The organism is Achromobacter sp. MFA1 R4 (assembly GCF_900156745.1).
In the GTDB taxonomy this organism is placed as follows: Bacteria; Pseudomonadota; Gammaproteobacteria; order Burkholderiales; family Burkholderiaceae_B; genus Achromobacter.
The window spans coordinates 390,351-406,295 of record NZ_LT707065.1; the positions used below are offsets into that span (position 1 = coordinate 390,351).

The 15,945-nt window shown below is 59.1% G+C and carries 16 protein-coding genes and 1 other annotated feature; of the genes, 6 read left to right on the forward strand and 10 right to left on the reverse strand.

Going from position 1 to position 15,945, the window contains the following annotated elements; all coding sequences use genetic code 11:
* Nucleotides 1–97: 97 nt before the first annotated feature.
* The 4 genes from BXA00_RS01710 to BXA00_RS01725 all read right to left on the reverse strand — a co-directional run bounded on the left by BXA00_RS01710 (nt 98) and on the right by BXA00_RS01725 (nt 4,627).
* Nucleotides 98–1,960, reverse strand: a complete 1,863-nt coding sequence (locus tag BXA00_RS01710) for a copper resistance system multicopper oxidase (RefSeq protein ID WP_076515684.1) — start codon at nt 1,958–1,960, stop codon at nt 98–100.
* A 42-nt stretch (nt 1,961–2,002) separates the two neighbouring features.
* Entirely contained in the window at nt 2,003–2,494 is a 492-nt protein-coding gene (locus BXA00_RS01715) for a plastocyanin/azurin family copper-binding protein (RefSeq protein ID WP_076515686.1), read from the reverse strand.
* A 79-nt stretch (nt 2,495–2,573) separates the two neighbouring features.
* Nucleotides 2,574–3,956 (reverse strand): heavy metal sensor histidine kinase, encoded by a 1,383-nt coding sequence (locus BXA00_RS01720; RefSeq protein ID WP_076515688.1) that lies wholly within the window; start codon nt 3,954–3,956, stop codon nt 2,574–2,576.
* On the reverse strand, nt 3,953–4,627 hold the full coding sequence (locus BXA00_RS01725) for a heavy metal response regulator transcription factor (protein ID WP_076515690.1): 675 nt from the start codon (nt 4,625–4,627) through the stop codon (nt 3,953–3,955). The genes BXA00_RS01720 and BXA00_RS01725 overlap by 4 nt, the downstream gene beginning before the upstream one ends.
* 120 nt (nt 4,628–4,747) lie before the next feature.
* Between BXA00_RS01725 and BXA00_RS28645 the strand changes: the two genes are divergently transcribed.
* The 5 genes from BXA00_RS28645 (at nt 4,748) to BXA00_RS01755 (ending at nt 8,784) form a co-directional block, all read left to right on the forward strand.
* A complete protein-coding gene (locus BXA00_RS28645) occupies nt 4,748–5,101 on the forward strand; it encodes a DUF4148 domain-containing protein (RefSeq protein WP_076515692.1) in 354 nt (117 codons plus the stop codon).
* 200 nt (nt 5,102–5,301) lie between these two features.
* Nucleotides 5,302–5,691, forward strand: coding sequence for a DUF4148 domain-containing protein (locus tag BXA00_RS01735; protein WP_076515694.1), 390 nt, complete (start codon nt 5,302–5,304; stop codon nt 5,689–5,691).
* A 240-nt stretch (nt 5,692–5,931) separates the two neighbouring features.
* Nucleotides 5,932–7,172, forward strand: a protein-coding gene (locus tag BXA00_RS01745) for an IS3 family transposase (RefSeq protein WP_156902714.1) whose coding sequence is annotated in 2 segments (ribosomal slippage) — nt 5,932–6,217 and nt 6,217–7,172 — 1,242 coding nt in all. Because the reading frame shifts where the segments join, the coding sequence is not laid out codon by codon here.
* Nucleotides 6,216–6,332 (forward strand) — a sequence feature (AL1L pseudoknot). Its footprint overlaps the gene before it by 117 nt.
* Before the next feature lie 447 nt (nt 7,173–7,619).
* Nucleotides 7,620–7,955 carry a hypothetical protein gene (locus BXA00_RS28650; protein WP_156902715.1) on the forward strand — a complete coding sequence of 112 codons (336 nt, stop codon included), beginning with the start codon at nt 7,620–7,622 and terminating at the stop codon, nt 7,953–7,955.
* A 109-nt stretch (nt 7,956–8,064) separates the two neighbouring features.
* Nucleotides 8,065–8,784 carry a bifunctional 2-polyprenyl-6-hydroxyphenol methylase/3-demethylubiquinol 3-O-methyltransferase UbiG gene (locus tag BXA00_RS01755; RefSeq protein ID WP_231952190.1) on the forward strand — a complete coding sequence of 240 codons (720 nt, stop codon included), beginning with the start codon at nt 8,065–8,067 and terminating at the stop codon, nt 8,782–8,784.
* 36 nt (nt 8,785–8,820) lie between these two features.
* Here BXA00_RS01755 and BXA00_RS01760 read toward each other — a convergent pair whose 3' ends face one another.
* From BXA00_RS01760 to BXA00_RS01775, 4 genes are all read right to left on the reverse strand, one after another.
* On the reverse strand, nt 8,821–10,014 hold the full coding sequence (locus BXA00_RS01760; RefSeq protein ID WP_231952191.1) for a tyrosine-type recombinase/integrase: 1,194 nt from the start codon (nt 10,012–10,014) through the stop codon (nt 8,821–8,823).
* Nucleotides 10,011–10,301, reverse strand: a complete 291-nt coding sequence (locus tag BXA00_RS01765) for a hypothetical protein (RefSeq protein ID WP_054470996.1) — start codon at nt 10,299–10,301, stop codon at nt 10,011–10,013. Before BXA00_RS01765 ends, BXA00_RS01760 begins: the two co-directional genes overlap by 4 nt.
* A 448-nt stretch (nt 10,302–10,749) precedes the next feature.
* Nucleotides 10,750–11,352 (reverse strand): hypothetical protein, encoded by a 603-nt coding sequence (locus BXA00_RS01770; protein WP_076515701.1) that lies wholly within the window; start codon nt 11,350–11,352, stop codon nt 10,750–10,752.
* 2 nt (nt 11,353–11,354) lie between these two features.
* The gene (locus tag BXA00_RS01775) at nt 11,355–12,371 is read right to left on the reverse strand and encodes a ParM/StbA family protein (RefSeq protein WP_076515702.1); all 1,017 of its coding nucleotides are present in this window, start codon (nt 12,369–12,371) and stop codon (nt 11,355–11,357) included.
* Nucleotides 12,372–12,657: 286 nt separating this feature from the next.
* Here BXA00_RS01775 and BXA00_RS01780 point away from each other — a divergent pair, with 286 nt between their 5' ends.
* Entirely contained in the window at nt 12,658–13,443 is a 786-nt protein-coding gene (locus tag BXA00_RS01780; protein ID WP_076515704.1) for a DUF4942 domain-containing protein, read from the forward strand.
* 88 nt (nt 13,444–13,531) lie between these two features.
* Here BXA00_RS01780 and BXA00_RS01785 read toward each other — a convergent pair whose 3' ends face one another.
* Both BXA00_RS01785 and traN read right to left on the reverse strand, forming a co-directional pair.
* Nucleotides 13,532–14,116: a hypothetical protein gene (locus tag BXA00_RS01785; protein ID WP_076515706.1), complete on the reverse strand. Its 585-nt coding sequence runs from the start codon at nt 14,114–14,116 to the stop codon at nt 13,532–13,534.
* Between the two features lie 85 nt (nt 14,117–14,201).
* Nucleotides 14,202–15,944, reverse strand: coding sequence for a conjugal transfer protein TraN (gene traN, locus BXA00_RS01790; RefSeq protein ID WP_083714137.1), 1,743 nt, complete (start codon nt 15,942–15,944; stop codon nt 14,202–14,204).
* Between the last annotated feature and the right edge of the window lies 1 nt (nt 15,945).

Consider the following 15,945-nt stretch of genomic DNA (forward strand, 5'->3'; position numbering starts at 1 on the left):
TTGAGCAATAGCTAACCCACCAGTGACCGCCAGAACTGCCCCTCCCGCAATCGCCGCGAGCCAATTTTTCGTACGTCTATGGTTTGTCATTTTGCCTTCACTCCACGACCACTGCACGGAACATGCCAGCTTCCATATGAAAGAGAAGATGACAGTGATATGCCCAGTTTCCTCGGGCGTCGGCACTCACTCGGTAGGTGATCCGCTGCGCAGGATTCAAGCTTATTGTGTGCTTGCGGACTTGGAACTTCCCATCTGGGGACTCCATGTCGCTCCACAATCCGTGCAGATGAATGGGATGAGTCATCATGGTGTCATTGACCAAAACAAAGCGGACCCGCTCTCCAAACTTCAGCACAATGGGCTTTGTCTCAGTGAACTTAAGACCGTTGAATGACCACATGTAGCGCTCCATGTTGCCCGTCAGATGGAGCTCGATCTCCCGCGTGGGATTTCGATTGTCCGCCGGCTCCATCACGGAATGGAGATCGGCATATGTCAGAACCCTGCGGCCGTTATCGCGCAAGCCAGGGCCCGGGTCGTCCAATCTCGTCGAGACGACGTCGGGGGGCATCGTATTGGCTGGACTGCGCTCTCCCGGATAGGGGTGCTTGATCTCGACCATACCTCCTTCATTTCCCTTGTCGCCATGGTTCATTCCTGCCATTCCCGACATTGCGCCCATGCCGCTCATGCCGGTGTGATCCATGCCCTGCATCGAACCATGATCCACAGCGCCTGGCCCTGACGATGGTGTGCTTCCCATGGAGGAATGATCCATTCCCTCCATCGCGGCTCCACTCGAGCTGCCCATCTCCATCCCAGGCATATCGTGAGCCATGCCCATATCCATCATAGTCAAGACTTGCACGCGGTCTAATGCGGGAACTTCCGCCTGCATTCCCTCGCGCGGGGCGAGCGTCGCGCGCGCATAGCCAGACCGATCCATAGCTTGCGAAAAGATGGTGTAGGCACGGTCTTCAGACGGTTCGACAATAACGTCGAAGGTCTCTGCGACAGCGATCCGGAACTCATCCACCTCCACCGGCCTGACGGGCTGCCCGTCAGCGGCCACCACCGTCATTTTCAGACCGGGGATCCGGACATCAAAATAGGTCATTGCCGAACCGTTAATAAAGCGGAGGCGCACTTTCTCTCCTGGCCTGAAGAGTCCAGTCCAGTTCCCAGCGGGCGATTTCCCATTCGTCAGAAAGGTATATGTGGCGCCGGACACATCGGCGAGGTCCGTATTGTTCATGCGCATCTGCTGCCACATCAGACGCTCATTCAATGCCTGCTTCCATCCGACCCTCTTCGCGTCCTCTCGGAGACTCTCGACCGATGGTTGGATGTAGTTGTAATAATCGGGCATCACCTTCAGCTTGCGGAAGACACTCATCGGATCTTCGTCGGTCCAGTCCGAAAGCAGTACGACGTGATCCCGATCTGCGCTTACCGGGTCGGGACGTTCAGGATCGATGACGATCGCGCCGTACAGCCCGGTTTGCTCTTGGAAGCCCGAATGGCTGTGATACCAATATGTGCCGCTTTGGCGCACTTGAAATTGGTAGTCAAACGTCTCCCCCGGACGAATACCAGGAAAGCTGAGCCCCGGCACGCCATCCATGCCCGTGGGAAGAAGGATTCCATGCCAGTGAATCGAGGTATCCTCTTTCAGGCGATTAGTCACGCGTAGCGTGACAGTATCGCCCTCACGCCAGCGCAATGTCGGAGCAGGCAGTGTCCCGTTGACCGTTGTGGCCATACGTGGCGCACCCGTGAGGTTCGCTGGAGTCTGCGCGATTTCCAACTTAAAATCGGTGCCAGACAGAACTGTATTCTGCGACGCGTTGGTGGCTGCCCAGACGGGCGTGCGCCAAAGACCGAGGCTGGCCAACGTGCCTCCGGCAGCCAAGCCCTGAACGAAGCGGCGGCGTGGGTTTGAAACTGCACTTGTCATTCGCTATCTCCCCGGGGCGGCCAACCAGGCCCCCGGTCTTGGTTACTTGATCGACACTGCGCCTTTCATGCCTGCGGGATAGTGGCCCGGCTCCAGGCATGCGAACGCGACTCGCCCTGCCTTGTCGAACTGCCACACGATTTCGCCCGTCTTTCCGGACGGTAATGAAATTGAGTTGGGTTCCTCATGGCGCATACGGGGATCGCTCACCATCATCTGATAGTGGGCATCGAGATTGGCTTCTGTGCCCAACACCATTTCGTGACGAATCTTCCCCGAATTGGTCACGTTGAACCGAACCGTCTCGCCGGCCTTGACCTCAACGTCGCTTGGCATGAACCGCATGGCGTCTGTCATGTTGACGTCGATCGTTCGAGACACCTTGTCGGACGAACCAGGTTTGCCGATCACCGCGGCCGTGTCATGGCCGTCGCGATGCCCCCCGGCGTGGTCGCCAGAGGCCGCCGCACCCAGGGAAATCATCAACGCCGCTGCGGCTGTGGCCGCTTTAGCCAATATCTTTTTCTTAGCCATCGCAATCCTCTGAGCTTAGATGGGAAGGTAGTATTTGGCACTATAGATAGCCGCGCCCAACCCCAAGCTGTCAGAAAGATTACTTTTTTGTAATGTTAGCTGTATGGCCGATCGATATGCCCACTTCTGTGCCGCCTCGATTAGATGCCGCAAACGCAGTACCACCATGCATGCGTGCTATTGCATCAACGATCGCGAGACCTAGCCCATGTCCCTCCGCTCTCCCGCTGCGGGCGCTGTCAGCCCGAAAGAAACGATCAAAAATTCGCGGCAATGCCTCTGGTTCGATGGGGGTTCCCATGTTGCGGACCTTGATTTCGCCTTCGCTGCCACTGCCGCGGCAGAAAATATCAATGTTGAGACCTCTTGGGCTCGCCTTTATGGCGTTGCTTAACAGGTTCGCCAAGGCCCGGCGCAGCAAACGCGGATTTGCTCGAACCATCCCTCCACCGTGAATCGTGACCGACAGTCCGGCCTCCTCCAATGCCGCTTCGTAGTACTCGACGACGTGCGTTGCTACATCAAGCAGCTGGACTTGTTGCGGATCCTGAGCGAGCTCCCCGCCGTCTGCACGAGCAAGGAACAACATATCATTGACAAGGGCCGTCAGGCTCTGCAGTTCTTCCAAGTTTGAGGCGAGCAGATCCTTCAGCTCATCAACGGAGTGAGCCGAGGAAAGTGTAACCTCGGTACCGTTGATTAACGTCGCCAATGGAGTACGCAGCTCATGCGCTACATCTGCGTTGAAGCCCTCCATCTGCTGATACGCGGCTTGCAAACGATCCAGCGTGTTATTGAACGTGTGCGTGAATTCGCGTAGCTCCCGGTCGATCCCGCGCTCTGGAAGCCGTACCGCCAAGTTCTCGGGCTGGATACGTGAGGCCTGGACGGATAGCCGGCGTATGGGCGCTAACGAACGCCGAACCGCCCAGGCGGATAACACCACCGTAGCGCCGACCCACAGTGCGCAGATGAGAATCAGTGCAGTTGCAAACGCATACAGGAACTGCATGCTTGGCCGAATATTCACCGCGACGATCAGGTTGGCGTCTTTGAGAACCGGACTGTCAATCTTCAGACTCAAACCTCGCATGTCCCATCCGTCCTGAGTCTTTAGCCACACTTCGTCCTCGCCCACTTGCCGCAGCGCGGGAGGCGCGTCGGTGCCATAGAGAACTTTTCCATCACGGCCCAAGATCCACACCCTCAGATTGACATGGCCGACGAGGATATTGCCGAGAGTCTCTCGAAATTGCTCCATGTCCGGAGGCGTATCGAGCATGTCAATTAGATGGTCTATTAGCTCCAACTTTCCCGCCACCTCAGTCATCTCCTGGCGCTGCACTTCCCGCTTAAGTGCCCAGAACAGGGTATAGCCGGCGATGCAGGATACGACGAAAGCGATCACGCCCAGCAGGACCGTGAGGCGGATTTCAATTGACGGTATGCGCCAGCCTCTCACGATGCTCTCGCCTCTAGCACGTAGCCCATCCCACGAACGGTGTGAAGGAGTTTTCTTTCGAAAGGGTCATCAATCTTCGCGCGGAGTCGGCGCACCGCCACTTCAATGACGTTTGTGTCGCCATCGAAATTCATATCCCACACCTGCTCCGCGAGCATTGTCCTGGACAGCACCTCACCCTGACGGCGCAACATCAGCGCGAGCAAGGAAAATTCTTTCGCGGTCAAATCAAGTCTGACTCCCGCACGGTGAGCCTTGCGACGGGCTAGATCCAACTCTAAGTCGTCCAGTCGCAAAAGCGTGGATTCTTGCCCTCGGCCGCGGCGCAGCAATGCTTGTATCCGAGCAAGGAGCTCCGAAAACGCGAATGGCTTTACAAGGTAGTCGTCCGCTCCACCCTCCAAACCTCGAACGCGGTCTTCCACCTTATCGCGCGCCGTCAACATGAGCACAGGCGTGTCCTTAACCCGGCGCAGGTCGCTCAAGATACCGAACCCGTCGATACCGGGAAGCATGACATCCAGCACTATCAGGTCGTAGCTGTTCTCCAGTGCAGCATGCCTGCCGTCTGTCCCGTCCAGTGAAACGTCGACGACGTAGTTGTGTTCCCTCAATCCCTTCTGAAGATAGTGCGCGAGCTTGCGCTCATCTTCGATGACCAGAATACGCATAGTCCACCCCAATTCATTGCATAAATGTAATCAGGCAGTCCGGGTCATGTCAGGACAGCCCGCGTAGAGTCCAGCTTGTAAGACGACCACGCCGTTGAACTCAGAACCCAAGGACTATTTATGCGCACTCGTAAATCAATCACTTCACTTATTGTGACCGCGGCAGCGCTCGGGCCGGCCATCGCCGGCGCATCCACTACCTTCGAAGTTACCAACGACGAAATCGGCGTTGCGACACATTATGCGCCCTCTGCTGTCACACGAGAGCAGGTCGCTCAAGACCTGGCAGCTTGGAAGAAGCGCCCCTTTGCGGCCGATGGATGGACATTGACCGACGGCGAGGAGGGGTGGACCGCCGCCTTCGGAAGAGGCAAGGCACCGGGTGACCGACACAGCATTCTGTCGCGGACGTCCCATCCACACTGGCAAGCTGTGGACGGTGAAGCCGGTTGGGTCAATGCCCTCGGAACTTGAGGCACGACGCTTCCTCCATCGCACTCAGAATTGTGATCGCACCGCGGTCCATCTCTGCGGAGTTCTCCAGCGGCATCCTCGAAGCGAAGCCAAAGGAAGAGCCTGGATCAACCGTAGACCGTTCACTGGAGGTCCGGCGCTGTGCGATGGAAAGCTCGTTTTCGCCGGCCAGCGGACGTCTATTCACTATGAGAAATCTTATGAATCGCTTCACTCTTTCCCTTCTCGTCTCTGTGCTTTCGGTCGGCATGGCGTCCACTGCATACGCACAGTCGAAGACCCGAGAGCAGGTCCTGCAAGAATTGCAACAGGCTCGGGCGGCCGGGCTGATTACGTATGGCGAGCAGGCTTATCCGCCCGCCTTTTCGCAACTGAGTACGAAGACGCGCGCCCGGGTCGGTGAGGAATTGCGCGAGGCGAAAGCTGCTGGGCTTGTGAACAACGCGGAACAAGCCTATCCGCCGGCGCTTCTCGAGACGTCGTCCCAGTCCAAACCTCGCGGGGAAATTCGCGCGGAACTGGATGCCGCCAAGGCCGCCGGCCAGATCTCTTTCGGTGAACTGGACTATCCTCCGGACACTAACGGGTAACTACTTGGCTCTTGGCTCGCACAGCGTGCGGAGCACGGCGAGGGTGCGTTTGTTGGGTTTAACTGGTTCGGTGCACACAGGGGCTGAACTCATGGCAAGCCTCCGCGACTTGCTAGTGGAATGGAGCGTGGACGAACTCCCGACTTGCACCCATCGCTCTGTGGCAGCATCATCAACTTCGGCTCATTTTGAACCGCCCCGGGTTTCGCGGAGGCTCCAACTCTTGAGAGAATGTGAGCCATGAGCAAAAACAACGCGAACAAGTTTTCCCCGGAAGTGCGCGAGCGCGCCGTGCGTCTGGTGCAGGAGTCCCGCAGCGAGTATCCGTCGCTGTGGGTGGCAGTCGAGTCCATCGCGCCCAAGATTGGCTGCTCGGCGCAGACGCTGCTGACCTGGGTCAAGCGCCATGAAGTCGACAGCGGGCAGCGCGAAGGCGTCAACACCAGCGAGCGCGAGCGAATCAAGGAGCTGGAGCGGGAGAACCGCGAACTGCGGCGGGCCAACGACATTCTGCGTACAGCCAGCGCTTTTTTCGCGCAGGCGGAGCTCGACCGCAAACTGAAGTCGTAAACACCTACATCGACCGGCACCGGGAGGTCTACGGGGTCGAGCCGATCTGCAAGGTGTTGCAGGTTGCCCCGTCGGCCTATCGGCGCCACGCCGCGCGGCTACGCGAACCGTCTCGGCGCAGCGACCGCGCCCGGCGTGACGAACATCTGAAGCCGCATGTCCAGCGAGTCTGGCAGGAGAACCATCGCGTCTATGGTGCCGCCAAGGTCTGGCGGCAACTGAACCGTGAAGGCGTGACGGTCGCCCGTTGCACGGTCGAACGCCTGATGCGCGCCCAGGGCCTGCAAGGCGTGCGGCGCGGCAAGCGGCTGCGAACGACGATTGCCGATGACGCAGCCAGCCGTCCGCTGGATCGAGTCAATCGACAGTTCCGCGCCGACCGTCCGAACCAGCTCTGGGTCTCGGACTTCACCTACGTCTCGACCTGGCAGGGCTGGCTGTACGTGGCCTTCGTCATCGACGTCTACGCACGGCGCATTGTCGGCTGGCGCGTGAGCAAATCCATGACGACGGACTTCGTGCTTGATGCGCTGGAGCAGGCCCTATACGCCCGCCAGCCTGGCAACGATGGTTCTCTGACCCATCACTCCGATAGGGGATCGCAGTACGTCAGCATCCGCTATAGCGAACGCCTGGCCGAAGCGGGCATCGAGCCGTCCGTGGGTAGCCGTGGTGACAGTTACGACAACGCCTTGGCCGAGACGATCAACGGTTTGTACAAGGCCGAATTGATCCATCGTCGGGCGCCCTGGAAAAGCCGGGAATCGGTCGAACTGGCCACCCTGGAATGGGTAGCCTGGTTCAACCATAAACGCCTGCACTCATCGATCGGCTATATTCCGCCAGCCGAGGCTGAGGCAAACTACTACAACCAACTCGGCACAACCGCCGACGAGGCCGTTTTACTTTAACCACACAGCCTCCGCGAAACCCGGGGCGATTCAAAAAGACAATGGGATCTCCCTCTCCCATGACTTCGACCGCCAGCTTGGCACGACCAGACTTGGTTAGAACTTCCATCTTCATAAACCGTCTCCCCTTAGCAGAACGCGAACAATAACAGGGGAGCAACTGCCGACCGCTTGGACTGCGCGGTCTGAGTAAAGGGAGCCAGAGGACCGCAATGGGTCGAAATCGGCCTGTCGCCCACGCAGTTCAAGCCCAGGGAGGCCATGCAGCCCGGCGTATCGGGCGTGGCCGCATGGCCGATACCAGACCACGCCAGCAGTATGCCGGACAAGCTCAGGTCGCCTGCCACGAGCAAGGGCTCCATGCCGAAAAAATAGCGGCCCCGCTTGAAGTCGAGACACGAAATCAAACCTCTACAGGCAGAACGCCTGCGATAGGCCAAGCGGGGAATGACGCAAGTCACCAGACAGCGGATCGAGGCCGGTTTTACTTGCGCTCACCCCCCTGCAGTTCCGAAATTCTCCCAGAAAATCACCTACATACGCGGACTGTTGCTATCGCAAGCTGAGATCCCTCCGTACCGTACCTACATGAAGGAATGTACGGTACGCGATTTCGAGCGGTACGGCCGTACCGCCCCGCACGTGAATCCAAAGCGCTCGGCGGCGGCAGAAAACCTCTTCCCGGTCGGCATGCCGCCACCGGCTTTCCGCGGCGCCGTTTCTGCTTGCGCCATATCCACGGCGCTGCGGACGCAGAAGCGCCGGCACGATAAGCAGGAATGACGACGGCCTTGCAAAATAAGGTGGCATACATGAGGTTTATTTGCACCCACCTCAAAATGAGTTCGTGCTAGGGTTTCGTCTTCATAGACATCATGCGAGGACGACAACCGTGACCCAGCTCCTTCCCCATACCAAAAGGAAGCCATATCACCCCGTGGTGATCAATATCCTGAAGAAGCGGTCGGCGCGGGTCGTGCTTGACGCACCGTGCGGCCACGGCTGGCTGGGCAACGAACTACCTCGTGTTGAACCGGCCGCGCTTATCGACGGTCTTGGCCTTTGGGAGTATCCGGACGCTGTGCCTGCCTACAGGTGCGTCCAAGAGCACGACCTGGATGAGCCGCTGCCGGCTGCGCTCCAGGGGTATGACGCCGTAGTCTGCGGCGAAGCAATACACCTGCTGAAGAGCCCCGGAACGGCTCTGGCCGGCTTTAGGGCAGCGCTGCGGCCTGGCGGTACCCTTGTCATCACCACGCCCAACACTTGGCACGCCCGATCGCGAGGCCAATTTTTTCTGCGGGGGTTCCATTCAGGCTTTAGCCCCATGTACGGAAAAAGGCGCGGCGAATACATCACCTATTTCCCCTTCTCGTTCCCACAGCTGCACTTGATCCTGACTCAAAGCGGCTTCCGCAATGTGCAACTGCATGACGTGGACGAGCCAAAGCCGAAACGACCGCTCGAACGGCTGCTAGGATGGCCAGGCGAAGTGTATTGCCGACGAAAAGCGGCGGCGGCCGATACCGCGGAGGAGCGCGATTACTGGACTCAGGCTGGCAGCAAGCAATCGCTCTATGGACGCTGGCTGGTTGTCACCGCGCAACGATAACAACCGTGGCTGGACAGCAGCGGGCCCAGCCCGCCTCTACGAAGCCGAGCGCTCCGGAACCTCGACTGTTCCCGGCTCCAAGCCGCGAGCCATATCGAAGAAGTCGAGCTCCGTGTAAATCATTGTGGACCTGATATCGCGCTGGCGGAGCAGCTTCTGTACAAATCTCACGTCTCGACCCGCCAGCAGTTGCGTCTTCCCGAATGTATGGCGTAGCCAATGAGTGGACGCACGCCGCAACAACTCGGCGTCGGCAGTATTTCCTAATCCATCAAGATACTCTGCACACTCGGCGAACTCCTTCTTCACGATGTCCCAGAGCGTCGCTCGACGCCGTACCTCGCCCCACTGAAGCGCACCTCGACGCCCTCGGACCGATGGTCGAACGCCATTGTCCGACCGGCGCGTTCGCCCAGACAACACGAGCGCTGTCGCCTCGCCAGGTTGCGGTGCGGGCGGCAGTCCAAAGGCTTGCCTATACGCTCCAAGCTGCTCGATGAGAGCATAGGGCACCGGCACGCGGTCGACGTATCCTCCTTTGCCATGACGCACAAGAAGCGACCAGTACGTTTTCATGGATCGAGGATCGGACATGAGCTCGAAGTCCCCCATATTCGCCAGCACGACCTCCGAGGCACGCAAGCCGACCCCTTCGATAAGCTGGATCAAAAATCGGTTTCTGGCATACGTTAGTCGTGCCACGAGGGTTACATAATCCCGCTTATCCATGAGCCCGATGACTGTGTCTATTAGGTCAGGCGGAACCGCGTGGCGTGTCGGGGCTGCACGCTGTGCACCGCCGCCCAGTCCAGCCATCGGATTCTGCTTCACATGACCGGTCTGGAACCAGAACACGAAGAGCGCATGCAACACCTTCTGCGCATGCGACACCGACGTCGGCCCTAAAGGCTTTCGAAAGGGCGTCCATGCACTGTCGTGCTGAGGCAAACGGCGACGGGAGATGTGCTGGGATGCACGAGTCCGGAGGAAATCGAGGTATGCCAGCACATCCTGAAGCGTCCAGTGGCTGGGCTGAACCACCCTGAACTTCTCGCAGTACCATTTCAGCCGACCCATCTCGGAACGATAGGAGCTCAACGTACGGGGACTCACTGGCGGGTTGCGCGCTTTCAGAGTCGCGAGCCAGACCTCAGCTGCCGCCCAGTCGTCGGTCACCAGACCCAGGACAGAGCGACCATCCGAGCCCCCAACAACAATATCTGCGCTCATTCGGCAGCCCTCCCACTGGTGGCCGCACGACGATAGGCTTCAAGCATTTCGCGCTCCTTCACTCTTTTGGCCTGCACTGACTCCAGTGTTTCCTTCAGCAGGCGAGCCTCTCCTCTGGACTGCTCAATTGCGTAGAGCGCGAACAACCTGTTCCCTTCTGAAAATCGCGCATTCTGGGCCAATGCCGCCCCAAGCTCGCCGTTCCTCATGAGCAGCTGATCGGCAATTTCCCTGACCGCGAGCAGCGCTACCTCGGCTGCGCGTCGCTCCTGGACTGCGATCGCCAACTCTGACCTCATCCGTGCGCAGTCCGCCTCCAAGTGCTGTATACGCGCTCGTTGGTGAGACAGTTGTACCGCGAGCGCGGATATAGCCGGATCTCGTGCTTCGCCTGTATCGTGACGTACAACACGAGCGGCATAGGGCCGCGCATCGGCTTGGCCCTCAGTGGCAACAAGGCCTGAGTATCCACTTGCGATCTCGCTTTCCACCTTCAGCTTGGCTGCGTGTACCGTCGATTGCGAGGGAGAAAACGGGGCACCGAATGCCTTTAGCATCGATCGGTAAGTGCCAGCGCCATGCAGGCGGCCAGTGGCGCTGTAGGCCAATCTTATGAATGCGACCAGGTAGGCCTCGTTTCCCTGCACCTGCGCATCGGGCAGTAGCCCGAGGCCCGAGGTAATGGCGCGAACCTGTTCATCTGAAAGCAGCGACTCTCTCCGACCGGACATTTTTCTAGCCAAACATGTTGCCCATTTGCGCTAGCGCCGCACGCTCGGCGTCGGACAGCACGTCGCCTTCGTTCGGGTCTATGCGCTCGGACTCGCCAGCGCCTCCTTGTTCCGAACCCACCGAGTCCTTCGCAGGCACCGCCGCCTCCGGTGCGACGGATACTGGGGGGGCAGCGATGGAGCGAGACTCCGGCACCGCTGGCATCGGCCTAGCCCGCGGTTGCGTCTCGCCAGCGGAGAAAGAACCTGTCGCCGCCCCCTTCTCCGCCGGCGGAAAAGCGGCACCGACTTCCGTGCCCGACCTAAGCGCCTCGATGTCAAACGCCGGCGTTCCCAGCGCCTGCGGCGGTCGGGGTGCCGGCCGTCGCGTCTCGGCTTGCAGACCGCCAGGCCCGCTTAGGGCAGCCTGCACGGCGGCATCCAGCGTACCCTGTTCGAGATGGTGCAGGAACCATTGATACAACACCCCTCGAATGAGCGGCGTCTCCTGCCGGTAGGGCAACGCCGCCAGAAAGCGCAGCATGCCCGGGCATTGCGTTTCCCTCACGATAAGCGGCATGCGCCGCTCAATCTCGTCCGGATCGTAGATCTTCTGGTGACGCGGCATAGTCAAGCCGCCTTGACAGACGTCCGAGCCGCGCTTTGCTGCTTCAGCTGACCGACAGCAAATCGGCAGAAGCCGTTGGCAACAGCCATCCGAGGCTCCTCCAGCAGGATCGTGTGCGGCCATTTCTCGCTCAGCGTTTCCGCCAGGAATACGGCGCCGCCCCCCGCCAGCAACACCCCGTCCAGCGTGGATACCTCGCGCGACAGGAGCGTATCCGCTTCTGCAAGGATAAGCTGCGCAACAGGACGGACCGCCTCAGCCACATCCTTCGTGACGTCGACCTTCTGTCCGAAGTGTTTCACGGAGCCGGCGATCAACGCGGCATGGCATTCCCGATCACCAACGCGAATTCCCCGGTCGGCCAGTATTGCCGCCAGCCGCTTGACCGACGATCCCATGCCATCGCAGCTGCCGAAAGCTCCCGCGATATGGCGGCCATTTCGAACGAGCAAAAAGTCCGTCGTGAAATGTCCGATCTCGATGACGGCCCAGGACAGCGGCTGACCGTCGTCACCCGAGAAGCGTTCCTTCACAGGGACGCCGCTCTGATTGAGGACATGTTGGAAATAGGCGCCGGCGGGCTGGGGGATTACTTTGACGTCGGTGGCAGCGACCGATTTAGTGATCTCGGCCAGCTTGTCCTTCTGATGGTCAAACACGTTGGAGGGGGATCCGATCACGATGTACGCGTCCTCAAGACCCTTCACGCCTCTGGCCTTCAGCCGGGCCAGGGCGGAGGCTACAAGTGCCTTGTAGCCAGGCTTCTCGATCCAATCGTCGTCCATTCCGATGTTCGTTCCGCGGCCGCCTTGAAGACGAGCAGTCTCGCCAGTGAAGTAGGTCCGCCCTTCGACAGCGACCGTCTCATTCGCGGCTTCGGCAGCCGTAGCCTCGTCGGCGATGTGGAATGCTTCGCACACATCAGACGGGAAGAGGAACCGATCAAACAGGCCGGAGGCGTGAGAAACAACTTTGACCGCGCTGCGGCCGATGTCCAATCCAATGCAAGTACGGTTCATGCGCAAAAATCCCTCAGGTGGCATTGATCAATGGGCAGTACACACTGCACCAATGAGCGAATCCTAGGCATCGATGCAAGCGGCTACAAGAGCGCGCGCCAAAAAAGCGATTTGAGCATCGGAATGGATTGCACAATCCAAAACGATTGCCGCCTCGCGATGGCAAGCAGCGACTCGCGTCGGCACCGATGAAATTGCGAATTGCGTCCTCCACCGCCTCATGATTACCACCCTTTCTCCACTTGGAAGCCGTCGCATTGCGACAAAACCTACTTTGGAGAGAGTTATGGACTTGGTGAAAAGCGTCAGCATTGGCAATCTATTGAACCAGCGAGAGGCAGTTCTGCAACGTCTGCGCTCAGCTCGCGATCTGATCGAAGAGGCACGCAAGATCGCGAGCGCTGCGCATCTAGGCTGCGTCGAGGACATGTTCTCGCCAGGCCGCCATGGTTTCGCGGGCAATTTCCTAACGGGTGACTTCGGGAATGTTGAACGATGGATCGATAAGGCAGGGTGGGAGTACCTGATGGCGGAAAGCGGAATCCGCACTTTTATGGACTCCGCAACCCGCCAGCGGTGGGCCGAGGCGATGAACAAAGAGGAGATCCCTCCTCTCACCGTGGATGTCATCGCCTCCACCTTCGGGCAGCTGTACGACAATCGGCAACAGATGTTCGAGAATGGCGTGGTCGAGATATTCCGGCGGCTGAGCTGGAACTACAAGACCAACGAGCCATTCAAGTTTGGGCGACGAATCGTCTTAAGCTACATCCTTCAGTCTGATCGTTGGGGTGGCGCATATCCCCGGAACTGCGATCAGCTCGATGACCTGGAACGTGCGCTCTATGTTTTGGACGGCAAGCCAGAGCCCGACCACCGGCAGTCGATCGGCACTATCGTTCGAAGCAAGATCTACGGAAAGGAATGGAGTGCGGAAACCGACTACTTCGCACTTCGCTGGTACAAGAAAGGATCGGCTCATGTCACTTTCAAGCGACCAGACTTGATTGGCAAGCTGAATTCAATTCTTGCGGCGCGCTATCCGAACGCCTTGGCGTCCGACACGCGCTGACACACCAACCCACGGCCTCGCCGTGGGTTTTTTTTTCGGCAAAAAAAACCCGAACCGAATGGTTCGGGCGTTTTAGGCTTGCCTCCGGCTATCGCGCGCCGTTAGCCGCGGCCGAGCGCTTTCGTTCCTTCAGCGTGCTGCACGATGGCCGCAGATCACTACCACGATGCAAGTCGGGGTCGGCGTTATACACCTGGTACGGCGCCTGGCCAAACACTCCCGCCGGCATTTTTGCCACTACAACCTGGTCGCCGACATCGATGCAGTTAATGCGCAGCATCATTTCCAAATACTCTCCCGGGACCGGTACCTCAGCAACCGTCTTGCCAGCATCGGCCACCACAATCACGGGCGGCGCTCCACGTGTGCTTGCGGTGATCAGATCGGCGATGATGCCTACTGCCCCCAGGGCCAGCGAGCCCTGGCCCACCGACATTCCAGCATAGGCGGTCGCAGCTGCTCCAATACCGGCGTCACCGACCATATCACCAGCAGCTCTCGCAAGGCTGGCGACAGTGCCATCCTTCTCGGTCACGCGAATGTCGACCATGGTTCCCTTAGCAACCACAGGCGCCCCGGCGACATACTCCTTGCCGTCCTTCACCTGCACACTGGTGTTGGCGCATCCGACGAGTGTCAACCCCAGGAAAAACGAGAAAATAAACCGCTTCATAGCTCCTCCGAAAGTATGTCAAATCGTATCAAACTTTTCAGTACAGCAACCGATTGACATACGGTCGTTTACATTTGATGGTGGCTTAGGGAGCAACACCCAGGGCCTTCTTGCAGTCGCCGTCTGGCATACGGGTCCAATCTCCGCCGACCGCCTCCAGCGCTTTACGGCAACCGGCGGCGACCGCATCTTCCGTCCAGGTCCCGGACTTCGCCTTGCTCAGGTCGAACTGGGCGTATTGCGTTTCCACCGCGGCCATGACGTCTACCAAGAACTCGGACAGGTCGATCTGAGAAAAGTCGATTTTCTCCAGCTCGGCCGGCGTGAACCCATCGCAGGTCGGATCCTTTTCGTCGCCCCAGCCTTTCCCTAGCTGCGCCCGCCCCTGTTCATTGATGATCCGAGCAAGTTTGGAGTTGTAGCAGCAGTAAGACTGCTTGCGCGTCGCGCAGGCGCCCAGCACCTTTTTGGAGCACCAAGAACCAATTCGGTCAGTACAAAGCCCCGCGTCGCGTTTCAACGCCAGTTCCATCTCCTTCTGATCGCAGCTCATGACTTCCATGACGAACTGCATGGCGATGGCGAATGCAAGCGCATAGGGGTTGAAATACAACGCCGGGAAACCCGTGCCGGCGCCGCCGGCGAGCAGATAGCCCTGAGTGCCCAAGAACGCTCCTGTACCTCCGATGGAGACCCCGTACATCCCAAAGCTGGGGCCACTGCCTAGCCAGTTGGCAATGCCCTCAGATGCGGCCTGGCTCGTATTGGTGACCATCGAGCCCATACCGCTTGAGAGCCAGCCTACCGCGTCCGATGAGCCATACAGCATGTCGAAAACATACTTCGAGCCCGATCGAAGCGCAGCGCCACCGGCGGCGGAGAACAGTTCAGTGGCGAAAGCGTTGTTCGACTTTGCGCCGCCCTTCTTCGTACAACAGTTCTTTAGACCGAACCCTCGCGCTGAGCGACACGACTCGCCCACGCCGCCGAAGATATCAAGGCCGTCGGGGTTATAGACACCAATTTGGCGCGCGATTTCCATGTCAGCTACGACTTGTGCGAAATCGCCGTCCGGTTCCCACCCCGACTCGAAGCAGATGCCGCCAATGCAGATCGTGTTATCGCCGCAGTATTCGTACTCGCGCTGCTGACCCCGCTTGACCAAGCACCGATACTCCATCTCGTATTCCACGCATCCGATGCCTGGCAAGTCCGTGATGCACTGACGCGTGTATGCTGTGCACTCAGACCTGTCGCGCAATGGTTGGCACGTATCGGCAATGTTGTCGGTGATGCACGTGTAGTCCCGCTGCCATTTCCAGCATCCACCGACCTCGGCTAAAGTCACCTCATAGCTGTTGATCACCTTGGAAGGCGAAGTGTCCACGCACACTCGACGGTTGAGCTCGCAGCTCTTCACGCCTGTCTGGCCCGCTTCTTTGCTTGGATCGACACAAGCGTCGATCCAACCGTCGGGGCTGCATACCGATACGCCGTCCTTGGTCATGTAGCTGACGCACTGCCGCTCTGGGATGGTGTTACCTGGGCAAGAAGAAATGGGCGGACTGGCGGCCGCCGACGCAGCCATGGCAGTCGCCTTCGCCCGCATGGCCATCGGATAACATGCCTCCACCATTCCATCGGCGGTACAAACCGTCTGGCCCTGCTCGTTGGTCGTCGTTGCTTGACACCGCGACTCCCAGACTTCACCGACCTCGCATCTCAACGGGACTGTCGGGTGATCGAAAGGATGTTTGGCGGCCGTCGCGGCCGCCGGCAACAGCACCATGCATGCCGCGGCAATCCATACGGTCGAAATCAGACGCATA

Coding starts and splice junctions, on each gene's coding strand:
- BXA00_RS01710 (WP_076515684.1), bottom strand. CDS start 1,960: ATGACAAGTGCAGTTTCAAACCCACGCCGCCGCTTCGTTCAGGGCTTG.
- BXA00_RS01715 (WP_076515686.1), bottom strand. CDS start 2,494: ATGGCTAAGAAAAAGATATTGGCTAAAGCGGCCACAGCCGCAGCGGCG.
- BXA00_RS01725 (WP_076515690.1), bottom strand. CDS start 4,627: ATGCGTATTCTGGTCATCGAAGATGAGCGCAAGCTCGCGCACTATCTT.
- BXA00_RS28645 (WP_076515692.1), top strand. CDS start 4,748: ATGCGCACTCGTAAATCAATCACTTCACTTATTGTGACCGCGGCAGCG.
- BXA00_RS01735 (WP_076515694.1), top strand. CDS start 5,302: ATGAATCGCTTCACTCTTTCCCTTCTCGTCTCTGTGCTTTCGGTCGGC.
- BXA00_RS28650 (WP_156902715.1), top strand. CDS start 7,620: ATGACGCAAGTCACCAGACAGCGGATCGAGGCCGGTTTTACTTGCGCT.
- BXA00_RS01760 (WP_231952191.1), bottom strand. CDS start 10,014: ATGAGCGCAGATATTGTTGTTGGGGGCTCGGATGGTCGCTCTGTCCTG.
- BXA00_RS01770 (WP_076515701.1), bottom strand. CDS start 11,352: ATGCCGCGTCACCAGAAGATCTACGATCCGGACGAGATTGAGCGGCGC.
- BXA00_RS01775 (WP_076515702.1), bottom strand. CDS start 12,371: ATGAACCGTACTTGCATTGGATTGGACATCGGCCGCAGCGCGGTCAAA.
- BXA00_RS01780 (WP_076515704.1), top strand. CDS start 12,658: ATGGACTTGGTGAAAAGCGTCAGCATTGGCAATCTATTGAACCAGCGA.
- BXA00_RS01785 (WP_076515706.1), bottom strand. CDS start 14,116: ATGAAGCGGTTTATTTTCTCGTTTTTCCTGGGGTTGACACTCGTCGGA.
- traN (WP_083714137.1), bottom strand. CDS start 15,944: ATGCGTCTGATTTCGACCGTATGGATTGCCGCGGCATGCATGGTGCTG.